General features: G+C 50.9%; 23 protein-coding genes. 10 read left to right on the plus strand and 13 right to left on the minus strand.

Annotated elements, in window-relative coordinates; all coding sequences use genetic code 11:
- Nucleotides 1-3 precede the first annotated feature (3 nt).
- The 10 genes from IE308_RS36410 (at nucleotide 4) to IE308_RS37540 (ending at nucleotide 12,402) form a co-directional block, all read left to right on the plus strand.
- A complete protein-coding gene (locus IE308_RS36410; RefSeq protein WP_190221172.1) occupies nucleotides 4-468 on the plus strand; it encodes a hypothetical protein in 465 nt (154 codons plus the stop codon).
- A complete protein-coding gene (locus tag IE308_RS36415; RefSeq protein WP_190221173.1) occupies nucleotides 468-953 on the plus strand; it encodes a hypothetical protein in 486 nt (161 codons plus the stop codon). The genes IE308_RS36410 and IE308_RS36415 overlap by 1 nt, the downstream gene beginning before the upstream one ends.
- Complete coding sequence (locus IE308_RS36420) at nucleotides 922-1,587, plus strand: phage adaptor protein (RefSeq protein WP_190221174.1); 666 nt, start codon at nucleotides 922-924, stop codon at nucleotides 1,585-1,587. The genes IE308_RS36415 and IE308_RS36420 overlap by 32 nt, the downstream gene beginning before the upstream one ends.
- Nucleotides 1,580-1,861 (plus strand): hypothetical protein, encoded by a 282-nt coding sequence (locus tag IE308_RS36425; RefSeq protein ID WP_190221175.1) that lies wholly within the window; start codon nucleotides 1,580-1,582, stop codon nucleotides 1,859-1,861. The genes IE308_RS36420 and IE308_RS36425 overlap by 8 nt, the downstream gene beginning before the upstream one ends.
- A complete protein-coding gene (locus IE308_RS36430) occupies nucleotides 1,854-3,548 on the plus strand; it encodes a hypothetical protein (protein WP_190221176.1) in 1,695 nt (564 codons plus the stop codon). The genes IE308_RS36425 and IE308_RS36430 overlap by 8 nt, the downstream gene beginning before the upstream one ends.
- Before the next feature lie 568 nt (nucleotides 3,549-4,116).
- The gene (locus IE308_RS36435; protein ID WP_190221177.1) at nucleotides 4,117-4,683 is read left to right on the plus strand and encodes a hypothetical protein; all 567 of its coding nucleotides are present in this window, start codon (nucleotides 4,117-4,119) and stop codon (nucleotides 4,681-4,683) included.
- 53 nt (nucleotides 4,684-4,736) lie between these two features.
- Nucleotides 4,737-6,008 (plus strand): hypothetical protein, encoded by a 1,272-nt coding sequence (locus IE308_RS36440; protein WP_190221178.1) that lies wholly within the window; start codon nucleotides 4,737-4,739, stop codon nucleotides 6,006-6,008.
- A 1-nt stretch (nucleotide 6,009) separates the two neighbouring features.
- On the plus strand, nucleotides 6,010-10,182 hold the full coding sequence (locus tag IE308_RS36445) for a hypothetical protein (RefSeq protein WP_190221179.1): 4,173 nt from the start codon (nucleotides 6,010-6,012) through the stop codon (nucleotides 10,180-10,182).
- Nucleotides 10,183-10,318: 136 nt separating this feature from the next.
- Nucleotides 10,319-11,140 (plus strand): C40 family peptidase, encoded by an 822-nt coding sequence (locus IE308_RS36450; RefSeq protein WP_190221180.1) that lies wholly within the window; start codon nucleotides 10,319-10,321, stop codon nucleotides 11,138-11,140.
- Nucleotides 11,141-12,084: 944 nt separating this feature from the next.
- Complete coding sequence (locus tag IE308_RS37540) at nucleotides 12,085-12,402, plus strand: WhiB family transcriptional regulator (protein ID WP_190221181.1); 318 nt, start codon at nucleotides 12,085-12,087, stop codon at nucleotides 12,400-12,402.
- A gap of 220 nt (nucleotides 12,403-12,622) precedes the next feature.
- Here the strand turns inward: IE308_RS37540 and IE308_RS36460 are convergent, their stop codons facing one another.
- The 13 genes from IE308_RS36460 to IE308_RS36515 all read right to left on the minus strand — a co-directional run bounded on the left by IE308_RS36460 (nucleotide 12,623) and on the right by IE308_RS36515 (nucleotide 22,953).
- Nucleotides 12,623-13,135: a hypothetical protein gene (locus tag IE308_RS36460; RefSeq protein ID WP_190221182.1), complete on the minus strand. Its 513-nt coding sequence runs from the start codon at nucleotides 13,133-13,135 to the stop codon at nucleotides 12,623-12,625.
- A gap of 300 nt (nucleotides 13,136-13,435) precedes the next feature.
- On the minus strand, nucleotides 13,436-14,521 hold the full coding sequence (locus IE308_RS36465; protein ID WP_190221183.1) for an AAA family ATPase: 1,086 nt from the start codon (nucleotides 14,519-14,521) through the stop codon (nucleotides 13,436-13,438).
- A gap of 106 nt (nucleotides 14,522-14,627) precedes the next feature.
- Entirely contained in the window at nucleotides 14,628-14,921 is a 294-nt protein-coding gene (locus IE308_RS36470) for a hypothetical protein (RefSeq protein ID WP_190221184.1), read from the minus strand.
- Between the two features lie 91 nt (nucleotides 14,922-15,012).
- Nucleotides 15,013-15,594: a hypothetical protein gene (locus tag IE308_RS36475; protein WP_190221185.1), complete on the minus strand. Its 582-nt coding sequence runs from the start codon at nucleotides 15,592-15,594 to the stop codon at nucleotides 15,013-15,015.
- Entirely contained in the window at nucleotides 15,595-16,359 is a 765-nt protein-coding gene (locus tag IE308_RS36480; protein ID WP_190221186.1) for an AAA family ATPase, read from the minus strand.
- Nucleotides 16,343-16,597, minus strand: a complete 255-nt coding sequence (locus IE308_RS36485) for a hypothetical protein (protein ID WP_190221187.1) — start codon at nucleotides 16,595-16,597, stop codon at nucleotides 16,343-16,345. The genes IE308_RS36480 and IE308_RS36485 overlap by 17 nt, the downstream gene beginning before the upstream one ends.
- Nucleotides 16,590-17,543 (minus strand): PD-(D/E)XK nuclease family protein, encoded by a 954-nt coding sequence (locus IE308_RS36490; protein WP_190221188.1) that lies wholly within the window; start codon nucleotides 17,541-17,543, stop codon nucleotides 16,590-16,592. The genes IE308_RS36485 and IE308_RS36490 overlap by 8 nt, the downstream gene beginning before the upstream one ends.
- 376 nt (nucleotides 17,544-17,919) lie before the next feature.
- Complete coding sequence (locus IE308_RS36495) at nucleotides 17,920-18,102, minus strand: hypothetical protein (RefSeq protein WP_190221189.1); 183 nt, start codon at nucleotides 18,100-18,102, stop codon at nucleotides 17,920-17,922.
- Nucleotides 18,103-18,905: 803 nt separating this feature from the next.
- A complete protein-coding gene (locus IE308_RS36500; RefSeq protein ID WP_190221190.1) occupies nucleotides 18,906-19,463 on the minus strand; it encodes a hypothetical protein in 558 nt (185 codons plus the stop codon).
- Between the two features lie 218 nt (nucleotides 19,464-19,681).
- Entirely contained in the window at nucleotides 19,682-19,888 is a 207-nt protein-coding gene (locus tag IE308_RS36505) for a hypothetical protein (protein ID WP_190221191.1), read from the minus strand.
- A 1-nt stretch (nucleotide 19,889) separates the two neighbouring features.
- Entirely contained in the window at nucleotides 19,890-20,024 is a 135-nt protein-coding gene (locus tag IE308_RS37290; RefSeq protein WP_268256502.1) for a hypothetical protein, read from the minus strand.
- A 440-nt stretch (nucleotides 20,025-20,464) separates the two neighbouring features.
- Nucleotides 20,465-20,662, minus strand: a complete 198-nt coding sequence (locus IE308_RS36510) for a hypothetical protein (protein ID WP_190221192.1) — start codon at nucleotides 20,660-20,662, stop codon at nucleotides 20,465-20,467.
- Nucleotides 20,663-20,835: 173 nt separating this feature from the next.
- Nucleotides 20,836-22,953, minus strand: coding sequence for a DEAD/DEAH box helicase (locus IE308_RS36515; RefSeq protein ID WP_190221193.1), 2,118 nt, complete (start codon nucleotides 22,951-22,953; stop codon nucleotides 20,836-20,838).
- Nucleotides 22,954-22,960: the final 7 nt, after the last annotated feature.

A 22,960-nucleotide genomic window follows, 5' to 3' on the forward strand; every position in this document is an offset into this window, starting at 1 on the left:
AAAATGCCTGATTCCACGAACTCGCTGATGAACAAATTTTATCAGGCTGTTGTCGAGGGAAATGTTCCACTGCTTGGCGCAATTGCGACAACCCGTGCAGCAAATGGTGTGGAGGCTTCAACTTCGACCACGGCAAATGGTTCCGTAACTTCCCCTGGCGCTGATGCTGCAATTGCCACTACGGCAACTCTTCCGGCCGGAACATGGGAAATCGAAGCCAAGACTTTCATCACGGGAACAACTGTCGCCGCACTTGAAAGCGACAACATGAAGTTTAAGATTGGCGCTACGGCTGTGGCAACAATCATCAATCCTGTTCCCGGAACAACCGGCGCAACCGATACTGGGGAAATTCGCATGAGGGTAAACCTTCCCGCTCCCTCCCCTGTAAGTGTTGCCTCCGGTGCCGCAGGAACGACCGGAGCCGTTTATAAGGCGTCAATTGTCGCAAACAAGGTTGGCTATTAATGGATCTCACTGATGACGGTCACATCTATTTTCCGACGAACGATGGAAACTGGATATCAGAAAAGCAGCGTCGGATCAATGAAATTCTTCAGGACTATGATCCGAATTTGCAGCTCCAGTGGATTCCCCCGGGGCGTCGCAATGAAAAGGATGAGCCGTTCCGTGTCGTTCATTTTCCACCGAATGGCCGCCCTTATCTCGTGTGCACAGCAATGGAGGCAGACGAGCGTTTGCTGGCTTCCGTTTTCGCCTCCGACCAGAAAAAGCATGGAGAGGGTTTGCTGAATTGGCTTGACAATTATAACCGTGCGAAGGAAATTTATAACGCCAAGATTAATCAAGAAAGACTCCAAGAAGCACACGAAATGGCACAGGCTGTCATTCGAAATGAAAAGTCGTCGTACAAGATTTACGACCACCGAGGGGAGTTGATTGACCTTGAACGTCCAGGACGTGGCCAATCGCGTACGACGTACATTTGGTGATGATGCTGGTGTTCAAATCATTGATGACGATATTTTTCGTTGGATCAATGATGCGCAGCTCCAAATTTCGGTTGATAATGAGGAGCTTCTTGAAACTGTAGCGACGTCAGACATTGTCGCCGGTCAGGCAGATTACACGACTCCGTCCAATATGAACACACTGCGTTCGCTGATGTATAACAATCTACGTTTGCGATCTCTGAGCTTTGCCGAGTTCAATGAATACATTGACGGTTTCAGAAATCCCGCTGGCAGTCCTAACAGTTACGGAAATGGCACGCCGGAAGTTTTCATGGTGTACGGCGGGGTGATTACACTTTTCCCTACGCCGGATACTTCGCTCGTCGGTGGACTTCGAATTTACTACGCAAAGCACCCTCCGTCTGTGGGGAATCTTGCAGATGGTCTTGGAGTTCCTGACCGATATCACAATTCCGTTGTTGAGTACTGCCTCAAGATGGCGTACGAAATGGACGAGAACTTTGATGCGGCAAACTACAAGAAGGGTGAATTCGAAAATCAGATCATGAAGTTGAAGAACCAGGAAAAGACGACCTCAACCGAATATTACCCGCGCATCACAGTTCTTCCGGAAGACAGCACTTACGACGAGGGGGGTTGGCTTTATGGGTAAATACAAGAAGAAGCCTGTTGAGATTGAAGCCATGCCGATTGGACAGCTTCTCAATCAGGCAATGACTGATTGGACTGCACTTCCCGATTGGGTTCAGCAGGCCTACGGGGAAGGAAAAATTCTTCTCTCTAACAATCACATTGTGATTTCTACGCTCGAAGGAAGTATGGTCGGAAATTACACAGACTACCTAATTCGAGGAGTGCAGGGTGAAGTCTACCCCTGCAAGCCTGACATTTTCGCCGACACTTACGAAGAGGTAGTTGATGGCTAAGAGTCCCGTTCAGGAACTCAAAATCGGCCCCTACTCCGGGGGAATGAATCGCTACTCTGATATGTCGGCAATTGCAGACAATGAATTGACCGACTGCGTCAACTTTGACATTGACCTTGACGGTTCACTGAAATCTCGACCCCCGTGGACGCTTCTTTATGGAACCTCGGCGACGATTGCAACGGGTACACTTCCGCCAGACTCACATCAACTCATGCTCGGAAGTTTCGTCTACGAGACAGTACAATTCATCATCTTCAATTCTTGCCATACTGGAGCTTATGCGGCGTGGATTTACTATCTCGGCGGCCCCAATGACGGTACGATCGCAAAAATCGCTGATGGAACATTTCAAGCGGCCATCAGGTACGGCGACGTCGTTTATTTGCCGCCCGGTCCAGAAGGTGGCTCAGCCTCATTGGGCACAGGAGCAAGCTACAATCTCGGGACCGGATTGGTCACCTCTCTGCCAAATATGCCGAGAGGCTATGCTGCATGCGTATACAAAGACCGTCTATGGATTTCTGGAAGGCGAGGTATCACGCCTAATTCTCGCCTCTTTTTCTCCGACCTTGCTAGTTTCGGAAGCTTTCCGGGCTCGAACTTTTTCGATATCAATCCCGGTGACGGCGATGCGGTCCAGGATTTGATTGTCTATCAGGACAATTTGCTCATTTTCAAAGACAACAAGACTTATGTTTTGAGCTATGACCAGGGTCCCGCTCAGGCTGTTTTGCAGCAGGTGAGCAATGACATTGGTGTCATGGGTCGAAATTGTGTTGTGCCGTACGAGAATTCAATTTTTCTCTTGCAGTACAACGAAGTCTACGAAATGACCAATTACACATTCACTCGAATCTCGGTGAAGGTGCCATTTGAATATGACCACACCACCCCATTCGAAGGACAGACCTCGACGGTTGACGAGTGGTGGAAGTTTCCCCAGAGTCTTTCACTTGTTGGTGACCGACTCTACGCCAGATTCTTCAATCGTCTCTATATCTACCATCTACGACTTCGGGCCTGGACGCGGTACGAAAGCAACGACGAAGCCATTCAATACATTGGTCACGCAATTCGGCTCGACAACACAAATACAGACCTCAATCGGGGCTATGAATCTTTCATCGCTTGCTCAGCTCTCGGAAAAGTCACTGATGACGCTGGCTTTGGATCCTCAGGAGCTTGGAAAGCTTACCTGAAGATTTTCATTATGCAGGATCGCTACGAAGATGTCATTTTGGAGAACGGGCAAATTACGCCGGTCTACAAAGACATTGACTGCTCGATGACGACGAAGGCCTATGACGTAGGCATTTCTCACCGCTTCAAGCGACTCCTGCACTGGGGAATCGACTGCATCACCGGTAAGGACGTCACAGGGACGCTGTACCCATTCTCTATCGCCTACAAGGTGACATGGGCGCAGCTCCACCTCTACAAATGGTCGCAGCTCAATACGTGGGCTTATCCGCTTTTCGAGATCCCCGACATTGTAGTTTCGCAACCTCAGGGTGCAGGAATTGCGCGCCGTTTCATTCGCTTTGGAAAGAGCCTACGATTTCGTCTGATTCAATTCAAAGTCGATATGAAGTCGGCTGGTAATACAAGTGATGGTCCTGCTAGAATTTACTCCATCACGGCTTTTATTGCTGGAAAGCAATTGGTTGGAAAGGCGGTGAACTAGTGGATGCATTCGGAAACAGGAGAGTCCCCAACAAACCGCCCGGATTCACAAGTTTCAACCCCTATGCCGCCGGACGAAAAGTTTACGGCGGCGGACGGTCAATGCCCAACATTGGAGCAGTTTCGGGCGCTGGCCAAATGGGCTACAACGAACGAGACAATAATGCAAAAGCTCGAAAGGCTGCCATTCTTCGCAGACTGAAGGGTCAAATGTCTGGCAATCCAATGAGCGCAAACATTATGCTTTCAGATTTGGGAAGGGTGGTGTAAATGGCGGTTCTGAGGCAAGCCCCATCAACTAAGGGCAAGTTGAAAAACATGCTCTACAAGCCCCCGGACTGGCTTCGCGGGCCTCAAATTCTTGGACAGAATTACACTGCCTGGCAGACTTTCAACAATGCTCGTCCTGATTTTGGCAAGGAGCTTGGTCCTGGCGAACCGTATCGCGAGGCCACAAAGAAGGTTTCAAAGTTCAGTCTTCCAGTGACAAAGCCAAATGGCACAGCTCAGTGGAAGCCGCCAGCCGATCCGCGTACCGAAGCAATTAGGCGCCGACTGAGGGGAATGTGATGGCCGTTAACCCCTCGCTTCAGGGTGCGCTGCATCCAATTGTTTCAAATGTTGGTGCCACTCCCCCACCAAAAGCTACGCCTAAGCCTGTCGTCAAAAAGCCTACATCTACAAAGAAGCCTGCGCCGAAAAAGAAGTCGCCACCTAAGAAGCAATCGGCAACTGACAAGTATCTTGCTGGCGACACAACTTACCAGCAGCAACTTGCCGATTTCAATCGGACGAAGGCTGACTACAATGCGAATTACACCCGACAGGCCGGAATCGTCAATCGAGACTACGCCGAAAGTCAGCGAGCCCTCAATCGACAGGGAGCGCAAGACAGGCTCGACCAGCAGGACGATTTCGCTGGACGAGGGATTCTGCACTCGGGCGTTTTCGCTAAGGCCTTGGGTAATTACAACACAGAATTCAACGCAAGAATGAAAGCGTTGACGACTGGCAAAACTGATCAGCTTGGCGATTTGGCTTCACAGCAGAAGAGTTTTCTTGCTCAGCTTCAGACTGAAATGAACAATGCTCGACAGGACGCAATTCGTCGACGTGCAGCTAAATTGGGGATTTAATGGCATTTCCTCAGCTTCCTATTCCTGAGCCTCCACTGCGAGGCCAGAAGGATATGCAGAAGAAAAAGAAGAAGAAGGCTAGCGGCTCGGGCGGAAGCCTAATGAGTCTCGCTGGGCCTGATCCGGATATCATTGCAGAGAATCTTGAGCGTCAGGCGGCGACTCAGAAGAATGTTGCTGCAATGAAATCCACGCTCACTCCGGCGCCTTCACCTTATGAAATGCTCCAGAGTCAGCTTTTTGATGCCGTCAACAACATTAATGTAGCGCCGACGCCGCTTGAACAGCTTAGGCAAATGGCGATGCAGCAGGTTGCTGCTCAGTTTGATCCTCAGATCAATGCACTGAGTCGTGATGTTGAAATCCACGGCAAGCGAGCTGCAAGTTCCGCACGAGAAGCTCGCGGAATGTATGGCGCTCTGGCAAAGGATTATCTTTCCCAGCTTCCTGAACTGACTCAGCAATTTGCTGCTGAGGATAAAGCCACTGACGCCCGATACGATCAGGCTCAGCAGCAAATGACGCAGCAGTATCAGAAGCAGGCTGCGGATCAGGAAGCTGTTTTGCGTCGTCTCGGAATTGAGGCTGCACTTCCTGACACTTCGCAGCAGGCTCGCGATGATCAGTCCTATTTCCAGAATCAGATGGAAATGGACCAGCAGTCGGCTCGAAACGCTCTAGATCAGCAGCAGATTGCTCAAAGCGATTACACCAGAAATCTTGGCAACAATGCTCGGATGGCTGGTGAAAACACTGCTGAAGATTTTAAGCGCCAGTTTCAGGATTACGCTCAGCAGGCGGGCGGCCAAATTGCAACTCTTCAGGGTCAGAAGGGTTCTGCGGTCGAGGCTCTGCTTGCACAAATGCAGCAGCAGGATGCGCAGCGAGTTTCGCAGCAGCGGCAGCAGGAATTTGACAACATGATGAAGCTATTCAATTTCCAGCTGTCTGCCACAAACGCGGCTCAGAGAAATGCTGCTGAGTCGAACGTTCAGAACCCGTTTGATCCGACTCGGATGACAACTGGCCTTGCTGGTGCGCAGAATTATCTTGCTCAGGCATACCCTGGTCAGGAAACTCTGGCATCTAATCTGATGAATCAGATCAACGACGTCCTTGCAAATCCGGACGTTAAGAATGGAAAGTTCATTCTTGAGCCCGGTGACCCCGCAATGGGTAAGGCGCCAAAGTACGCTGACATGACGCAAGAAAAAATGATGGAACTTTTGCGTCATGAATTTGAAAAGGAGGGGGACCGCTACACTACTGGAGACATTAACGCTACAATGAACGCACTTCTGGCGTATCTTGGAAAGACGAGGTGAAATGGCGTACAAGCCGCTTGATCTAAGTTTTCTCGCAGCGCGCTATTCGCCCGAGCAGGATGAAATTCGTCGCACTGCTGCGATGATTATGGCGAATTCAGGCTGGTCCCAGCCTACCGAAATCGCCATGAAGCAATTCAAAGAGGCGCAAGAAAAGGCGCAGAAGGCCTATAATGCTGCCCATCGTCAGACCTTTCTGAGCAGTGTTTTCGATCTGCTTCAGACTCCACTTTACGGGGTAGCGAATGCACTTGATGAAGCTCTCGCGGGTCACCAGGAAGACAATGACGACTCTGTTCTCGAAGACATTGCAAAGACTGCGGGAGGAGTCGGAACGGGGCTATTCCGTGGAGTCGGTGCGGGTTTGCGGGGGGCTTCGGGAATTGTTGATGCACTCCCCGGCGTCGATATCAATGATGAATGGCAGTCTGATCCCACCGACAAAACCCATTTCTCGGATGTAGCGATTCGTCGCAACACCGGCATGGCAACTGTCGACGCCATGAAGAATTGGGATAAGGTCAAGCCAAAGCTCGAAGAGGCGAAAAACAAGCCTCTCATGGACAAGACTTTCTTCGAGCTTTTCATTCCTGATGATTTGGAAGACCCCGAGGCTAGGGAAAAGTATTTCCGTAATCAGGCGCTTGCTGGAATTCCAGTCGACATTGGCGCTGACCCACTCAATTACATTCTTCCTGGAATTGGCGCAACAAGCAAGCTGACGTCTGGAGCAAAAGCAACTGAGGGAATCACTGAGGGACTTGAGGCCGCTCGGGCAAATCAGTCCACAGTCGATTCAATTCTCTCTGGCCTAAACTCAAAGGCTACCGGCAAGGAAGTTCAGTTCAAGCCGACGATTGATACACCTGCACCGGTTGTGCCTATTGCTGAAGTTCCTGAGGGCGTTTCAGTTCCGATTAGTTCAATTGGTGCTGCCATCGAAAAGGGCAAGTTCAAGACGCTTGCCGACCTCGGCCTTCGTGAAAATCGTGAGGCCAGCAAGGTAATGATGACGCCTCGCGATCAAAAGCGAGTTGCGATCGAAATTGCCAAGATGGCGGCATCTGGCGAGAAAAATTGGATTGGTAGAGCTTACCAGTATCTGAATTCTGTTGATGAAACCCTCGACTGGGAAAAGACTGCCGCCTTTCTGAATCGCGCAGACAAGGCTGTAAAGGCAGCTGGCAAGCGACACAATCTTGAGCAGATGGCACCGGCTCTTATGAAGTGGATTCGGGAAGACCTCGAATCTGCTCCAAAGACTGCTGCGCCAAAGGAGATTGAACGTCGCGTTCTGAATCCTGAGGGTGAGGTGAAGGGTGCTTCTGTCGTCGGCGGTGAAATTGCTTCCGAGAATGGCCGACAGGCACTCCGTCTGAAAGTTCATGACGCGCGTCTCGCAAACCGAGTCGTTCGAAAGTTTGAGAACGAAATTCTCGGAAAGGGTCGCGCGCCTGGAACTGGTGAAGGACTTGCTCGTGCAATTGCCGGAGGGGCGAATGTTCGCTACTCCGGTCCACAGCAGGCCCGAATGTGGAATCAAATTACAAGTTCTCTGAAGTTTGGTGACGCTCGAAAGTTTGACAAGGCTGTCAAGATTCTGCGTTCCGTTGAGGACTATTTCATCACCAAGGGAGCGATTCCTCATTCTTCCGCAAAGACAGCTGAAAGCGTACCTCTCCGACTCTCCCAGGTCGCTGAAGCAATTGGTCCGCAGGTTCTCGGAAAGTCGCACGCCTTCATCACGGGAATTCTTCGTGGTGATCCTAAAGCTCTCGCCCAGCTCACCCCTGATCAGATTGAAGCTCTGCGGACACTCCGTGCGAATGCGGCGATTGATGTAGCGCCTGCCGTCAATGAGGGAATTCGCGCAGGAACTGAAATCGCGGATCTCCTGGCAAAGACTCCTGCCAGCGTTGCGCGAAAGCAGAGCGCAATCAACAAAGCAATTCGCGACGTAAAGGTCTTCACCGCCGCTCAGGGTGGTGGAGATGTTGGCGCGCATGTTGCCGGGGAATATATGGGGAACCTTCTTGGAAAAGGTGACCCCATCAATAAAATTCTCAACGTGAACAAATTGAAGACCGAGGCCTGGCTGGGCAAGGTTGGACGGACGGCAGATGGCGTTGTTAATGATCCTAAGTTTGTGCGCAGCGTCACCAATGCAATTTCGAAGGCCGCTAATCTTCCCTCACCTGCATCACTTGGCAGCGCGAAGGTAGCCGAATGGCTTGGCGCTCGATTTAATGCAGCATATGGCGTGCAGGATATGCACCCCATCTTTCTTCGTGAACAGTCTTCTGCCTACAGCACAACAGCACGGAGGGCAAAACTTATAAATGACTTGGGTCGCAAGTTTCCTCCGAGTGACGTTGACCTTTGGCATGAGGCTTTTCGTTCAGCGCAGCAGAATGGGGTATCCAGTGGAAGAGTTGCGGCACTACAGTCCGAAATCGGAAAGGTCATGGAGAACCTTTTTGGTGGGACTGGCCTCCGCTCTGGCGCAATCAGCGATAGCACTGTCGTTGGGCGTAATCGCATTCTACTGGATGAACTCAACAAAAATCTGAAGCGTTTTGGCCTTGGTAAGTACCAATTCAGCAACAAGGTTGAAAAGCTGAAAGACGGCACCAAGGTAGATTTTTCCCGTGGTATCGACTGGTTGAAGTCGTGGGAAATTTGGGAAGTAGACAAGCCGTATGACTTTTTGCACAGAGTGCAGAACGCGGTCGAATTCACTGTTCGCGAAAAGAACATGTTCGACGAGATTATTTCGCGTTTTGCCAGCCCCGTTAAGAAGGGGCCCGTGCGATATGGAGTAGAACATCCTCGACTGCGCGGATATTATTTCACGCAGGAGGGAGCAAAGCAGGCGCAGACTTTTGTGCGCATGCTAGAAGAACTTTCAACGCCGAATTCCAAGACGCTTCAGCACTTTGACCACGTGCTCTCAAAGCTCAAGGCCGCGTTGACGATTTACATTCCCGGTCACCACATGACAAACATGATTGGTGACGTGTATTACAACTGGATTGCTGGAGTCAACAAGCCAATCCGATATGAGCAGGCCGTAAAGGTTATGCTTGCCCAAAAGGGTCGGTATGGAGATTTCGCCAGTCTCGAAAAATTGACTGGACCGCAAGCGCTTGAGCAAGCCGTGGCACGAAGTTTGGTCAAGCCTGACGCTGGATTGGACATTCCGGCAGCAGGGAATAAGGTCGTTGTCACAATGCAAAATGGCACCAAGGTGACGGCCGACATGATTTATACGGCAGCATTTCGCGAGGGCATTCTTCCGAGCGCCCGAGTTTTGGAGGACGTGACAAGTGACGCATCAACAGTCCTCGACAAATTCAGGCCTCTCGGCGGACGCGGTCAGAGAGCTGTGCATGAAGTCGCCGAAATTCGAGACCACATTCCACGCCTCGCTCAATTCATTGATGGAATTGCCAAGAATAAGGGAAGCTTTTCAAGTGCAGCCACTGCCGCCGCTCGATCTGTTCGAAAGTGGCACCCTGACGGACTCGATATCACAAAGTTCGAACGAAACTTCATGAAGCGAGTTTTCCCGTTCTACTCTTGGACGAGAAAAGCAATTCCACTCGCCATTGAGGCAACCCTTTTTGCTGGACCAAAGGTGATGGCTTATCCGCGACTCATGGAAGCAATCGCTCTCGCAAACGGGGTGGACGCGAATCAGGGAGTCACAGATCCGTTTCCGAATGATCAAATGTTTCCTGATTGGATTCGGGATCGCGGTATTGGTCCGATCCTTGGCGGGCCTGGAAATTATTCGGTAATTAACCCGTCGACTCCGGTTCTCGACACGCTCACCCTTTTGGGTCACCCCGGTCAAAGTTCAATTGACATGTTGAACCCGATGATTAAGGTACCAATTGAAACCAATCAAGGTACTACCCTTGGCCGAAGCATTCCAATTGACAACTACCCGGACTATTTCGCTAAGCAAATTCCTATCGTCTCTCAAGCTGGACGGGCCTCGGGGCAGTTTGGCGTTTCGGAATCAACTAAGGCTGAAGGTTTCCCGAACTGGACTAACATTCTGAACTTGCTGACTGGTGCCAAAAAGGTGGACACTGGGAAGTATCAGAAGAGCGCTCAGTTCGATTTGCGGGATTATCTGAAGCAGAAAAAGGAGCAGCAGGGACGATGAAACCAAGGCATGTATGTGGAGATGAATGTGTCTGCCCTGTAGATATGAATCCATTGTTTTACAATCAAGCTCAAAACGTCCATGCCTGTCAAGACCCTGATTGTGAATTTGCAAACGGCTTTGAAGAAGGGGTTGTATGGCTTCGCCTTTTGAACAGTTCAGAGCCAAGCTAGGCATCGGAAATCCGACGCAAAAGGGCGTGGGCTACAGCTATGCCCCCACCATTCTCCAGCAGGGAAATGACGTCGGACAGGACTTCCTAGACAAGCTCAGCAACCGAAAGGAAACGGGGCAGCAACTTTACGCCTCGGGTCGTCAAGAAAACACAAACCGTCTGGCCACAGATTTGATCAACAAATCGGCCGGTCTGAAGTTTGACGAATTCGGAAAGCCGAATATTCAGCTAGCTGATTTCGGGGCAGCCTCAAAGCCTAGACTGGACAACATTACCCAGCGAGGCAATTTGGCTACCCAGACTGAAGAGGCCAAGAAAGCTTTTCAGCAGGCCACCGACATGCAAAACATTGGGTCGTACGGATTCAGCAGCTACGCAGGTTCGAGCTACTCAGGTTCCGACATTCCCGGCGCAAAATCCGGGAACATTGGGGCTCAAGCAGCAGCGAAAGCAATGCAGGTTGCCAAAAACCATACGGCCTATGTTTGGGGCGGTAACTCACTTTCGACTGGCGTAGATTGTTCTGGACTTGTTCAGCAAATCTACCGTCAGCTCGGCGTGAACGTCCCTCGCACCACTTATGAGCAGGCTAAAAGCGGTAAGCAGGTTCCCGTTTCCGAAATCCGCCCCGGCGATTTGGTGTTCTACAACAATATGGGCCACGTTGGACTTTACGTGGGTAACGGGAAAATCGTTCACGCGGCCAATTCAAAGCTCGGCGTAATTCAGTCGAACTTGAACAATAGCAACGGTGCACCTATTCTAGTTTTGAGGCCTTACTGAAAAGGTTGTGAAGATGGCGGTAAGTTTTTCACAGAACAGTCCACTGAATTCCTTTTTGAACCGGCTGGAACAGATCGGACAAAGTGGGACATACACCCCCGAAATGAAGCTTCCGAAGCCGAAGCCTCAGAGCGTCCTACAGGGCTTCGCGGGGCTGCCTCAGGGCCTTGGTGCCAACTCACAGGTTACCGCCGGTACAGGGGCCGTGGGTGGCGATATCGGGCGCCTCATGCGTGCCATCCGAGGGCAAGAGTCCGGGGGCAACTACGGAGCCACCAACCCCTCAGGGGCCTCGGGAGCGTATCAAATTCTCAGGAGTAATTTCGAGGGTGCGGGTGGTTGGGATCGCGAAGCTTTGGGCCGCGACATTACCTATGCACAATTCATGAGTTCACCTCAGATTCAGGATCAGATTGCAAAATATAAGTTGGGCCAGTATTTGGCCTCACGTGGAATGGCTGGAGCTGCCGCAACTTGGTACGGCGGCGATTGGGGCTACAAGCACATGTACGATCGAAAGCCTCAGGCCGGTTACCCTTCGATGTATGATTACGTTATGAGCGTTCTAAACAGGGCAAAGTAAAAGGTGGGATCATTAGCGACGAACACCCGCGAACATTTCGTGAAGTCGGAATTATGTTGGCGAACCTGCGCGACGAAATGACGGAGTCACGAAGTGAGTTCCGTGAAGGAATTCGCGAAATCAAACAAGGCCAGCAGAAAGTGATTTGGTGGGTTGCTGGTATGGTTTCTTCCCTTGTGGTAGGCGGGATCCTGGGTTGGGTGTTCCAAAAATAGAACGGGAAGCTTCTGCAACCCTTTGGTTTAGCCCTTAACTGAACCTTATATCAGGCAAACCTGGGTAAAGTTCATTCCCGAAAAAAAGTGGTCGCAACACGTGTCGCAGGCTTGCACAAGAGGGTCACAGACCGTACATTGAATACGTGCCTAGCCAATTCAGGTGGCAAGCAGGCGCAGCGTGCAAAGGTGTCCCGAGTTATCTCTTTTTCCCTGAAGAGATGAAGCAAGAAGGATTCAAAGAGAATCCGCTTTTCATCGGAAAAAAGGCAGCGGACTACTGCGCCAATTGCCCGGTACGAGAAATATGCCTAGAGTTTTCGGTGCTGCACGACGCCGAAGGCATATGGGGGAATACCACGGATCGGAAACGTTCCCGTCGGTATCCAAAAGAAGAGAGATTCGAAATGCGAGATGACTTGGAAGAGATGGGGACTTATGAGCCCCTATACGGTCATAGCTGAAGTGGCCTCAGCGTCGCAGGAAATCTAACTTAAAATAGAAAAACCCCCTTGCCGACACAAGGGGGTTTTTGGTTTTAGACGAAGTCTTCAGGGGAAATGCTGTCCAGAAGTTCCTTCTGTTCGTCCGCTGTCAAGCATGTCGGCCAGACGCATTTATTTTTACATGCGTGCTCTAGCGTGGTGCACTCTTTGTGGCATCCGCATTCGTCACGCTTGTCTTTCACAGCCTGTCCTGCCCGAAGAGTGTGATATCGTCCGTGGTTCGAATCAGCCTCTTGGTAATCATGAAATGCGTGCCATGAATGAAGGCTGAAATGTCGTCAGGAATGTGACCCTTCGGAACTGGCCAAGGGCTGTACTTTCGGCCCATGGGAAGAATTGAAGGTTCCTGCATAATGACGGGAGCGCCAGCCCATTCTGCGCACAGCTTCACACGGCCAATTGCCTCGGATGTGAGCATTTCCTTCCATTGGAAAATGGCGCCCCGAGACTTGGTGTCAACCCGAAAATTCTCAACGACGAAGAACATATTGAACGGGTTCTTTTCGTTCTCCCCAGGTTCCTTCACCTGAGCCATGCCCCAAATCACCTTGAGCATGTCGCTCAATTGCTTACCTGAAAGAACTTCCCTAATCTTCAGGTCAGCCTTTCCGGTTTCGTCGTTGTGCTTGAAGTAGCAGAAACCGTTGTGAACATCTCCGGGGTCAACTGAGATGATGTGCCGAACGACCAAAGTTCTCTCCTAATGCACGAGATGCATTTCAAGTCAGTCTGTGAAAGCTGATCCAGGAACTTTTCCAGACCGCAGCCTTCACAATCGTAGGTCAGCTCATTTCCAGTCAATCGGAAACCTCTTCAATTTTCTGACTGAGCTTTCTCTCAATGCTTGCGAGATGCTCTACAAAAAGTGGCGAAAGCGGAAGCTTTTCCAGGACAGGTGGAACCTCCCCTTTCGCCTCGACCAACATTTTGGTCAAGATTTGTAGACTCATCATTTCGTCTAGTTCGAGAAAGAGGAGGTGTTGTGGTGGCATTATTCGTCACCATCCAATGAAATATCCCTGAACGCCTCGGCGAGAACATCATCACGCTTCAGCTTCTTGTTGATTTCGCGCCGCGCCTCTTCCGTCATTTCAATCGGAATGGCGTTGCGACGGAACATAAGAGGTTCGCCATTTTCGACGTCGTGCTTCGAAGTCAAATGAGCCTTGAAGGCCCCAGCGTTTGCACCAAAGCGGGACTTGGCATTGATGATGTGAACGAGCTTTTCGGTCTTCTTTTCTTCTCCATTTTTGATTGTCGCTTTTCGCTGCTTCTCATCCTCCATCATGATAATGATGGAGTCACCAGTCTGCGCAACTCCCGAATGACCGAACAGTTCATTCAGGGTCACATCTTCCGGGTTTGACGCAATCCCCACAGGTGGCTTTCGTGTATGTGCAACCACAATCATGGCGACGTCCAGGCGATTTCGAATCATGTACAAGTTGTGCGTTGATTCGTTTACCTGAGCGTCGTCTTTAAGACTGGCGCCAAAACTTACCGAAGCAGAGTCAATCATCAAAACGTCGATGCTGTGAGCCTTGATAAGTCGAGCAAGTTCCGCAGCGTGGATTGGGTCCCAAAGCTTGAAAGGTTCAGGTTCACAATAAACGGTGAACCTGTCATCGAGAGCTTTTCGATCCTCTTCCGAAAGGTTTGGGTACATGTCGTGTAGTCGACGCTGAAGCTGCTTCTTGCCCATTTCAAGTGAAAGCATGCCGACGTTCATTTGATCATGCCATCCGCCGCCAAATTGCCACGTCATTGTTGGCTGACCCAAAGTAATGCCGACGGAAAGCTGAGTGGCGAGAATTGTCTTTCCGGATCCAGAAATTCCCCCCAGATACATCATGCCCGTGGTAGGCAAAAGATCCTGGATGATGAATTCAAGCTTCTCGTCATCGTCGAAAACGTCGACGAATGACATTGTCTTTCGGTTTCCCACCTCCTTTGACAGCTTCGCCTTTTCGATGATCTGGTCATCTACCGGCGGTGACGGCGCTGGAATGAAGGGGACTTGTGGGTCTTCTTCATCTTCAGGTCCAATTGAACCCATCAGGATTTCCTCATCAAACAAATCAGGTCCCCTCTTTTACCCGAAAGGCTGAACCTAAAAGAGTGACCCCAGAACCAATTGTCGGCGCGGGATTTGGTTCTGGGGTCAGACTTTGGGGTGTCAGACTTTAGTCGTTGAAGTTCGCCTTGCCGACGACAAGCCCGTCGCCATCCTGAAGAACCACCGAAACAGAAATGGTGGTGTCAGCGAGAAACTCGCCAATGATTTCCTTGCGCTGCTCGTCCGAAATCACGGGCTTCTTTGCGTCATCCTTAGAAACAATCTTTACGCTCTCGGTGCCCTCAATGACGTCGCCGTCGGCACCCTTCATGAAGTCAAGAAAGTCCTCAAGAAGAGCGTCCTTCTCATCCTCGCTGTAGGGAGCGTCGGTCGCGATTTCGAAACGGATGATGTTCGTCATTTTCTTTCACACCTTTGCGTCTGGTAGATTTTGAAAAGAAGAGAGGGGGGAACCGGGGGGACAATTCCCCCCTCTCGATTTTGGTGAGGACTTAGTCCTCAAGCTCCGCCTTCAGAAGATCCTGCGGCGAAGGGTTGGAAGTTCCCGACTTGGTGAATTCACTTGCACCGTCACCGGAATCCGGAACGTACGGCTTCATCGAATTCAGACGGAACTGGTAAAAGCCCATGTCGTCCTGAACCGGCTTAATCTTCGCCATCATCTTTCGGCCGACGAGCATTGCGCCGTTGACCTTCGGCATTTCGTCAGCCTTGAATCCGAGCGCGCTGTAAAGCTGCTTCAGCTGGAACAGGGTGCGCTTTTCCTGGTCACCATTCGGGTCCCACGGAACCTGAGAACGGAGGGCGAGCGGAACCGGGAGACGGTACCAGTGACCATTTCCGAGCTTCTCCGCAAAAGCGCTCCCCTCGAATCGGGGGTGGTCAATGGCAAACTTCACCATCATTCCGACCTTGTCCTTGTTGGCGGTCAGCTTTGCCGGGCCGACCTCCACAACATAGATCGGCCAGAAGTCGTTGCCGAAACCGAACGGGTCGTCAGGAATGTCGTTGACCTTGACGTCGGCCTCTTCGAAAAAGCCGCCCTCGAACTCAATCTCGTTCTCGTCAGACATTTACTTGCTTTCCTTCCACTTTTCGATGTGGGCCACAAAGTCGTCATCGGAAACGACTTCACTCGGAAAATGGTACCGAGATTTCACGGCGATACCGTCACCTGTCGGCAACACCTTTAGCTCACGCTTTTTTGGTCCGGCCATTCGGAGATACGCCATTACCGAGACATATTTGTTGATGACTCGGAATGCTGCGGCGTGCGCATCCATTCGCGTATTTGCTCCGGGCGTGAGCTTATCCCCTAGCCGCTGATGCGACAACAGGACGACCATGCACCTTTCGAGATTTGCAATGGCCTTCATTACGGGGATGATTCTTTGCTCCGACACAAGATAGTCGGGGCGGCCAGCAACTTCAGCGGACACCTTTCCTTGCTGAGTTGCGGCTCCAGTCTTTACGATTGACTGGAGTTCTTCGGCGATCATTCCGGAGATTGTGTCGAGCACAATCACGTCGAAGGGTTCACCATCGTAATGACGGAACTCCCCTGCTTCGATCACCGGAATGATCTGCGCCGTGAAATCCCAATCTCGCCACGGGACCACACGGACGTTCTTTTGGACCTCAGGGTGATTTGCGAGGGAAGAAGAGCCCTGCAATTCATCCGTGATCAGGCAAACCCTCTTGCCGAGTCGACAGGCAAGAACCGTCTTGCCTACGCCAGCTTCAGAGAAGATTGAAATTACCTTAGCGGTAATCTCCTCGGGCTTCCGTGACTTCTTTTCGAGCCACTTCAGCAAATCCTCTTTAGGATAGGTCGGCATCCTCGCCCCCCTCCAAAGTCATTAGTTTTGAGACTTCGATTCGGTAGATAGTGATGGCGTCCAAACCATCGTCTACGAAAAGTCTCACGGCTTCCTTGACGGCCTGCTTCTCGTTTTCTTCCTCGTCCTCAACTTCTACCAAATTGAAGACTCGATTCCAGACCCCGACTGTTCCGCGTTCCGAATGGTAAATCTCGGCAGACCAGAGCGGTAGGTCGAAAACGATTCTGTCAGCCACGTTCGCGCCTGATCTCTTCAAGTGGCGGATAGCCGTATTCGTTTCGCTTGTACATTGCGTCAATCGCGTTCTTCGGATCGCGTCCCTCGAAAGTAGCGAGACACAATTCCTTGAAGTCACAATACTGACAGTTCATCGAACCGAGCGATGCCTTCATTTCGGTCACCGCTTCATCCCACGGAAGTCGCTTCAAATAAGCGAGGCGAACCGCCTTCTTCATGTGGTTTGCGAAAACCGACTCGATGAAATCAGACTCGTAAGCCTGAACATCGCGCTTCAGCAAATCCTCAACCTGAGGATCCTTCAGCTTTCGCGTTCGGAACTGATTCACAATGACGCGACGTACGACCGGCTCAGGCTTTCCGGCATAGCGTGTTGCACGCAGGGCGAGAATGTAGAGGGGGAATTGAGCGTTGAGCTTCAGCTTCCACTCATTCCAAAAGTCATACGTGAACTTGTGGTCAACCGGGGAAGTTTCACCGGCAAATGGACCACGCTTGTGGTAGACCACCAAGTCCAATCGACTCGGGAGGTAGAAATCAACCTCACCGGTCTGTTCCTGAGCGTGAAAGCCCTCAACTTCGAGAATTTCCCAATTCTCTACGTCCGACCGATTGGTCTCAAAGTAGAGCTTGAGAATGTCGTACAGGTAATTGAGGATGGTGATTCGCTTGAGATCCGCGAATTCGCCAGCCAGCAATTCCTTTACCCGCAGCTGCTGAATGTGGGCGAGGGCATTCGCCTTGGAGACGTCGTAACTTTCTCCCTGCTGAAGACTCTTGTAGAAAATCTCCAGAGCTTCGTGCCCAATGATTCCGCGCACACGGGCTTCACCCATATCACGCAGCTGGAAATTCATGTCCGGATGAAAACCGAAACCCCACGCCAATTCACACGAGTCGGCGTTAGAAGCTTCAGTGTTGGACACGCCAATTTGATGCGACATGTCGACACCTTTTCGTTTGTTGTGCACGTGCTATCGCTGGCCACAACAATAGCACATCGTGAGTTTTGCCACTAAATGAAATTCCCGGCCACAGGGTTTCAATTAGAAGCAGGCTGGCTTGCCACAAACAAATTCGCGCTCATAGACTTTGTCATCGACGACAAAGTATTTTGAGAGCCAATTTGCATCGAGTTTTATCGTGAATTCATCGCCACATACATAGCAAGTTCTCAGGACGAAACTCGGTGAGGGTTTGCCACAGTAAGAGCATACAGGATGCCCATGCTCCGGGTCTACCACCCATAGGGGATGCTTTGAGCCAGATGAGTGATAGCAGGCGACTTGTAGGCGTTCCTCCAGGGTTAGGCGCTTTGGGCTAGTCGTCACCATTTGCCCACTTTGCGAGGACCTGAACAACTTCCCAAAGTTGTACAAGGGAAACTTGATTGTTGTTCATGTCCATCGTTTCTCTAATGAGTTCCTTCAATTGATCTCGGTCACTTTCAAGAGCAGCGATTTGAGCTGCAAGCTTTTCAAGCTCAATCCCTCCATTGCTCACTTTTTTGCTCCGTACTTTGTGTAAACCGCCGTCTTCGACTTTTCAAAGATGCGAGCTATGTCGTTCCACGAAAGTCGCGTGGGGTCATCTTCGGGCTTTGAAGTTGCGATGCGAACTTCATCAGCAATCAATGTTTCGATAAGATCTGAAACGGCTTTGAGATGCCGAATCCTTCTTTCGTGTCGATTAACTTTGACATCCCCGCGTTGCATTTCTCGTCCCCTTCCATCGCACCCTATTGTGACAGGGTGCGCGTAACCGGAAAAGGGGTTCTGAAACGATCATCACGATTTATCCATGGTTCTGTTACAGGGCTATCATATTTCGTCACCCGTTCGGGTGAACTAATAGCTTTCCCAGGTAGAACAACCACCATCAATGTGCCTCTGAGCCGCTCGATACGCCTCAGCCAAATTGATAGGGGTCTCAATACGTTGCTTCCTATCCCTCACGCGCTTACCGCAAGCTTCGTGAGCAATTTCAAGAATTCCCTCGTTTGTGCAAATCAAAAGGAACTCCGACATGACGTCCTGATCCATTTTTAATCTCCGTTCGGGTGAATGGCGCCGCCTTCATTCTCCCAAGTTTCGAGCGGGAGGCGCTTGCGGCGCAGATTCTTCAGCTTATTAAACCTGATTGTTTCCGGGTTCCCTTTGGACGACTCACTTCCAATTCTTTTTGTCGTGTGCCAAGCCTTATGGAAAGCGCAGGGGTAAACGCGAAATCGCCTACCATACTTCTCTGAAAGACTCTTAGCGATTTCTTCAGCAAACCTCTTACTTGGAATTGGACTCTTCGCGCATTCAGTCTTTTGCCTTGACAACCTTTCTTCCCTCCCAGAACTGTTCGCTCTTTACGAAATCGTCCAGCTCCGCCTCAACTGGTGAATGCGGGTTGTAGACGTCATTCCAAACGTAATCAGGATCGTTCAAAGTGTGCCAACGATTGTGGCACGAGTGGCAAATGCGGTGAACATTTCCCTGCTCATTGTTGAGCGTGTTTTTATCTGGGCCGTGGTGGCGGGCCTGCTGCAAATTGTTTACGCAGCCGGTAATTGGATGCTTCCCACCACCACAATTCTTCTTACCTGCCCACTCGCAAAGTTTTGTGTCGTCTAGCGGGTACCAACGTGCGGCACGCTTTCGACCGGTACTTTGCTGATCGCGCAAAGTGGAGTCATCTTTGTAAGTTTGTCGCTCTACTTCCCCTTCTTCCTCCGTTTCAGAATCAGGAACAAAACTATCCCCCAAAACAGAATCAGAAAGAGTAGGCTCACTGCGTCCATCAGAATCGTCCTCCGTGCATGATTCCGGATCCCGACATTCCCACGTGAGCCCTAGAAGGTGAGCGATGCACTTCAAAATCCTCCTCTTTACGCTTGACTAACCCTTCAGGCTGCGACGCCTAAAAAGAAAGGTGATACGAGTATTGCGGAATTGAATCATACAGCCATTGATCCCCTTCCACCACTTCGCCTCATGCTTCAGATATGGGCCACCATTTGGCTTGGCCCTAAAGATTACGAACCCACGATAAATCAGGGCTCGCTTCTTCTTGATTTCAATGATGGGGTACTTTGTCATTCCGGCATTCCATCCTCGTGCCACTCTTCATGCTGAGTCTTCAATTCCTCAGCCTCTTCCTTTGTGTTCACCACGTCATTGAAACCGCACTTGAGGTCCCAACAATCGACGAGAAAGCCGCAATCCCCAAACGATGGTGCAACAATGTGAACCTCAGGCACCTTACTCATTGGCTCCGTCCGAAAATCCAGCCAGGTGGTCATTTCACAGCCCCCCCATGAAAGACTCAATGACGAACCAAGCAATTGAAGCAGATGCAGAAAGAATGGTGACGACTCGCCAGAGCAAGGAAATGTTAAAAGTGATCCACTGAAGCTTTTCGATTTGCGCTTCGTCCATTTGGCCACGCCCCCTATATGTCCCGATACAAAAATTAGCGGCTGCCTTTGGGAGTCTGCGACACGCTTGCTGAAATTTTCAGGATCGAGGGCGAACCTGAAACTTCCAGCGTGGGGAAATCGGGGTGGCCTTCCCAATTTCAACCCGCGCTCGCACTTGCCAAAAACAGCCGCTAACTTAGGTTTTCCCCTTTTTCCCGCCAGCGCCGAAAGGTGTCTGAAAAGCGACTGGCGGGAACATAGGGGGAAGCAACTTCAGGGACTCACGCACCCCTCAGCCGCTCACCATCAGTATAGCCTACCGAGTGCCTATAGAAACCCCTGACAAGCCTGTCAGACCGTCAGAAACCAGACAGAAGTCAAGCGGAGTAGATCACTCGGCCAGAGTAGTCACCTTGCGCACCGGCCACCAGTACGCTAGGTGATCAAAGGTAAAAGCTTCTAACTTTCTCGAATTCGCTGCGGGTACTTATTTACGAACCACTTTCCAGAATCAAGGTCCTTCAAAACTCTGTGAACCTGGCCGTCAATTGCTCCGTAAACGGAAACGTCCATAATTTCAGCGCCATGCCCTTCGAGATAATTTAGCGCCTCGGCAATGCGCTCATATGCTTCTTCGGTGGAATGAATGTCGCTCACTTTATGTACCTGTCTTTCGTCACGTTAGTTTTGCGGAGTTCTTCAACCAACTTGTCGCACGTTTCGCATCCATCGGCGGCGCGCCAGCCTTTTTTGAAGCGGACTGGCCTTTTGGTTATAGGTGTATCAGGATGGATTGCGCATACTTTTCTGCCATCCTGATACACAAACATTTAACCCTCCAGGAACTTTCGCATAGCCTCTACCAGATTCACGTCATCCTCGAAGCCCTTGAGCATTCTTTCCTTCTGGTCAATGATGGCGTCGATAAGTTCTGTTGCTGTGCCAGCGCAATGGAGGACGTGCACAATCGACTCGTACTCTGAGTCAATTCGACGCACACGGTCAAACGTCTGCTCTTCCTTGCCTGGATTCCATTCCCGCTCAATGCATAGAACCTGCTGCGCACCGTTAAGGTTCAGGCCGACGCTCGCCGTTTGATACTGGCAAATGAGCACGTCGTACTTATGCTCGCCAACCTTTGTGTGGTTGGTGTTGAAATCGTCGATGTATTCCTGACGGAGCTTGTCCGGAACGCCACCGTAAATCTTACCGACCCTGAGATTCTTTTCCTTGGCGCGGCGCTCCAATTCCTCAATCACGGGACGGTACATCGAAAAGACGACAATTCTGTCGCCCTCTTCAACAGCCTCAGAAACAATTTCCTCGGCCGCGTCCATCATTACCGACTCACCAATTGGCGGAGTCCCCGGCTTCGGGAAAACAACAGACGGCTTAATGCAGACCCCGGGCAGCCCCAATTCATCCGTACAAACCGGATCGTGATTGCAGCCAAGGATTCGAATTCCATCCGGCCATGAGGCGGCCTGACGCATTCGCGTATACCAAGCAAGAATGGCGTCAGTCGTCATTTGCTCGGTCTCGGAGAAAGCGAGTCGAGCCCTATCGCGCAGCTGCTGAATGAAATTGCTTTGGCGCGGATACTTTTCCGGATCCAGCTCAAGCCAATGGTGCTTGACTTCCTGCGGCGGCATTTTCACGCCAGCACTATCACGCGTACGCGCCGTGTACTTCATGCCGAGCTTCTTCAAAAGTCGCTCGGAACCACCCGAACCAAAAGTGTAGTACCAGCGCTCGTTTTCGTAGTCGTATCGCTTTTCGCAGTAGTCGTCGAGGAAATCCTTCTCCGACGGAAAACCGACACGGTCGATCATGTGAAGCAGCGGCCAAAGTTCCTGAGGCTTATTCAGGATTGGCGTACCCGTCATAGGATACACATTCTTCACCGAGCAGAACTCGCCAAATTCATCAGGGCGATGCTCGCACTGCTTGCACAATGTGCCGTAGACAGTGCTTACGAAATCCTGACTGCCGCACTTCGGGCAAAGATTCTCGGCGTAAACAAGTTCCTGAATGTCCTGCGTCGTCTTTGATTTGGCGCCCTTTAGGACATGCGCCTCATCAAAAATCACGGTGTCGAAAGCGCAGTCCTTGAGCTTTTCAAGGATCGTTCGATCCTTTCGCCACACCTCATAGTTGGTAATGACGATAGCCTCAGGCATGTGACGGATAACTTCAAGAATCTCCGTCTTGATACTTACGCCCTTGACGGCTTGATTCAGAACATGCACGAAAGTTTTGTTAGTCCAGCGCTCGAAAGCCCGCTTGAAATCTGCAATGACAGGCTTGGGCGTGAAAATGAGAACCTTCTTGCCCTTCCCTGTTGCACGCAGCATGTCGATCGTCATGATTGCCTGAAGCGTTTTACCGAGACCCGGCTTGTCGCCAAGCAATGCACGTTCTGCCGACACCAGACGAAATGCGCCCTCAACCTGGTGAGGAAGGGCCTTCTTTCCGTCAACACCCCTTCGCCAAGGGTAATCTTCCGCCAGATTTGTGAGGCGCTCTCTTTCGAGTTGAAGCCGCCTACGCGAAGCCAGCTCTTCCAAAAGTCTAGCTAGCTCACGTTCGTAAGCTTCCTTTTTCTTTCTGTCCTCACGGATAAGTTGATCGTTGTGAGCGATCTTTTCGTCAATTGGCCGTCGCCGATTGAGCAGAACACTTTCTAGCACGCGCAAAGCATTGATGACAGCGCGAACGCGATCCAAAACGTCCTGGACTTCAAGCCGACCAAATTCAAGGTCGTACCCAATGAGCTTTCGAATGTCGCCCATTTCGTTGAGATCAGCAATTGCATCCCTCAGGAAAGCCAAACGCTCGAAATCCTCGTTCGACATCAAGCTCGAAAACTTGGCGTAGAATGTCCAGGGTCCCTCGGGCTCAGGATCGAACTGTGCCTCAAACGCGGACATGTCGAGTTCGTCGGCCATTTTGAAA

Source organism: Streptomyces griseosporeus (genome assembly GCF_014656055.1).
GTDB lineage: Bacteria > Actinomycetota > Actinomycetes > Streptomycetales > Streptomycetaceae > Streptomyces > Streptomyces griseosporeus.

What these genes read in the sequence shown, in the direction of transcription:
- IE308_RS36410 (WP_190221172.1), top strand. Translation starts at nt 4, where the DNA reads ATGCCTGATTCCACGAACTCGCTGATGAACAAATTTTATCAGGCTGTT.
- IE308_RS36415 (WP_190221173.1), top strand. Translation starts at nt 468, where the DNA reads ATGGATCTCACTGATGACGGTCACATCTATTTTCCGACGAACGATGGA.
- IE308_RS36425 (WP_190221175.1), top strand. Translation starts at nt 1,580, where the DNA reads ATGGGTAAATACAAGAAGAAGCCTGTTGAGATTGAAGCCATGCCGATT.
- IE308_RS36430 (WP_190221176.1), top strand. Translation starts at nt 1,854, where the DNA reads ATGGCTAAGAGTCCCGTTCAGGAACTCAAAATCGGCCCCTACTCCGGG.
- IE308_RS36435 (WP_190221177.1), top strand. Translation starts at nt 4,117, where the DNA reads ATGGCCGTTAACCCCTCGCTTCAGGGTGCGCTGCATCCAATTGTTTCA.
- IE308_RS36440 (WP_190221178.1), top strand. Translation starts at nt 4,737, where the DNA reads ATGCAGAAGAAAAAGAAGAAGAAGGCTAGCGGCTCGGGCGGAAGCCTA.
- IE308_RS36445 (WP_190221179.1), top strand. Translation starts at nt 6,010, where the DNA reads ATGGCGTACAAGCCGCTTGATCTAAGTTTTCTCGCAGCGCGCTATTCG.
- IE308_RS36450 (WP_190221180.1), top strand. Translation starts at nt 10,319, where the DNA reads ATGGCTTCGCCTTTTGAACAGTTCAGAGCCAAGCTAGGCATCGGAAAT.
- IE308_RS36470 (WP_190221184.1), bottom strand. Translation starts at nt 14,921, where the DNA reads ATGACGAACATCATCCGTTTCGAAATCGCGACCGACGCTCCCTACAGC.
- IE308_RS36475 (WP_190221185.1), bottom strand. Translation starts at nt 15,594, where the DNA reads ATGTCTGACGAGAACGAGATTGAGTTCGAGGGCGGCTTTTTCGAAGAG.
- IE308_RS36480 (WP_190221186.1), bottom strand. Translation starts at nt 16,359, where the DNA reads ATGCCGACCTATCCTAAAGAGGATTTGCTGAAGTGGCTCGAAAAGAAG.
- IE308_RS36490 (WP_190221188.1), bottom strand. Translation starts at nt 17,543, where the DNA reads ATGTCGCATCAAATTGGCGTGTCCAACACTGAAGCTTCTAACGCCGAC.
- IE308_RS36505 (WP_190221191.1), bottom strand. Translation starts at nt 19,888, where the DNA reads ATGACCACCTGGCTGGATTTTCGGACGGAGCCAATGAGTAAGGTGCCT.
- IE308_RS37290 (WP_268256502.1), bottom strand. Translation starts at nt 20,024, where the DNA reads ATGGACGAAGCGCAAATCGAAAAGCTTCAGTGGATCACTTTTAACATT.
- IE308_RS36515 (WP_190221193.1), bottom strand. Translation starts at nt 22,953, where the DNA reads ATGGCCGACGAACTCGACATGTCCGCGTTTGAGGCACAGTTCGATCCT.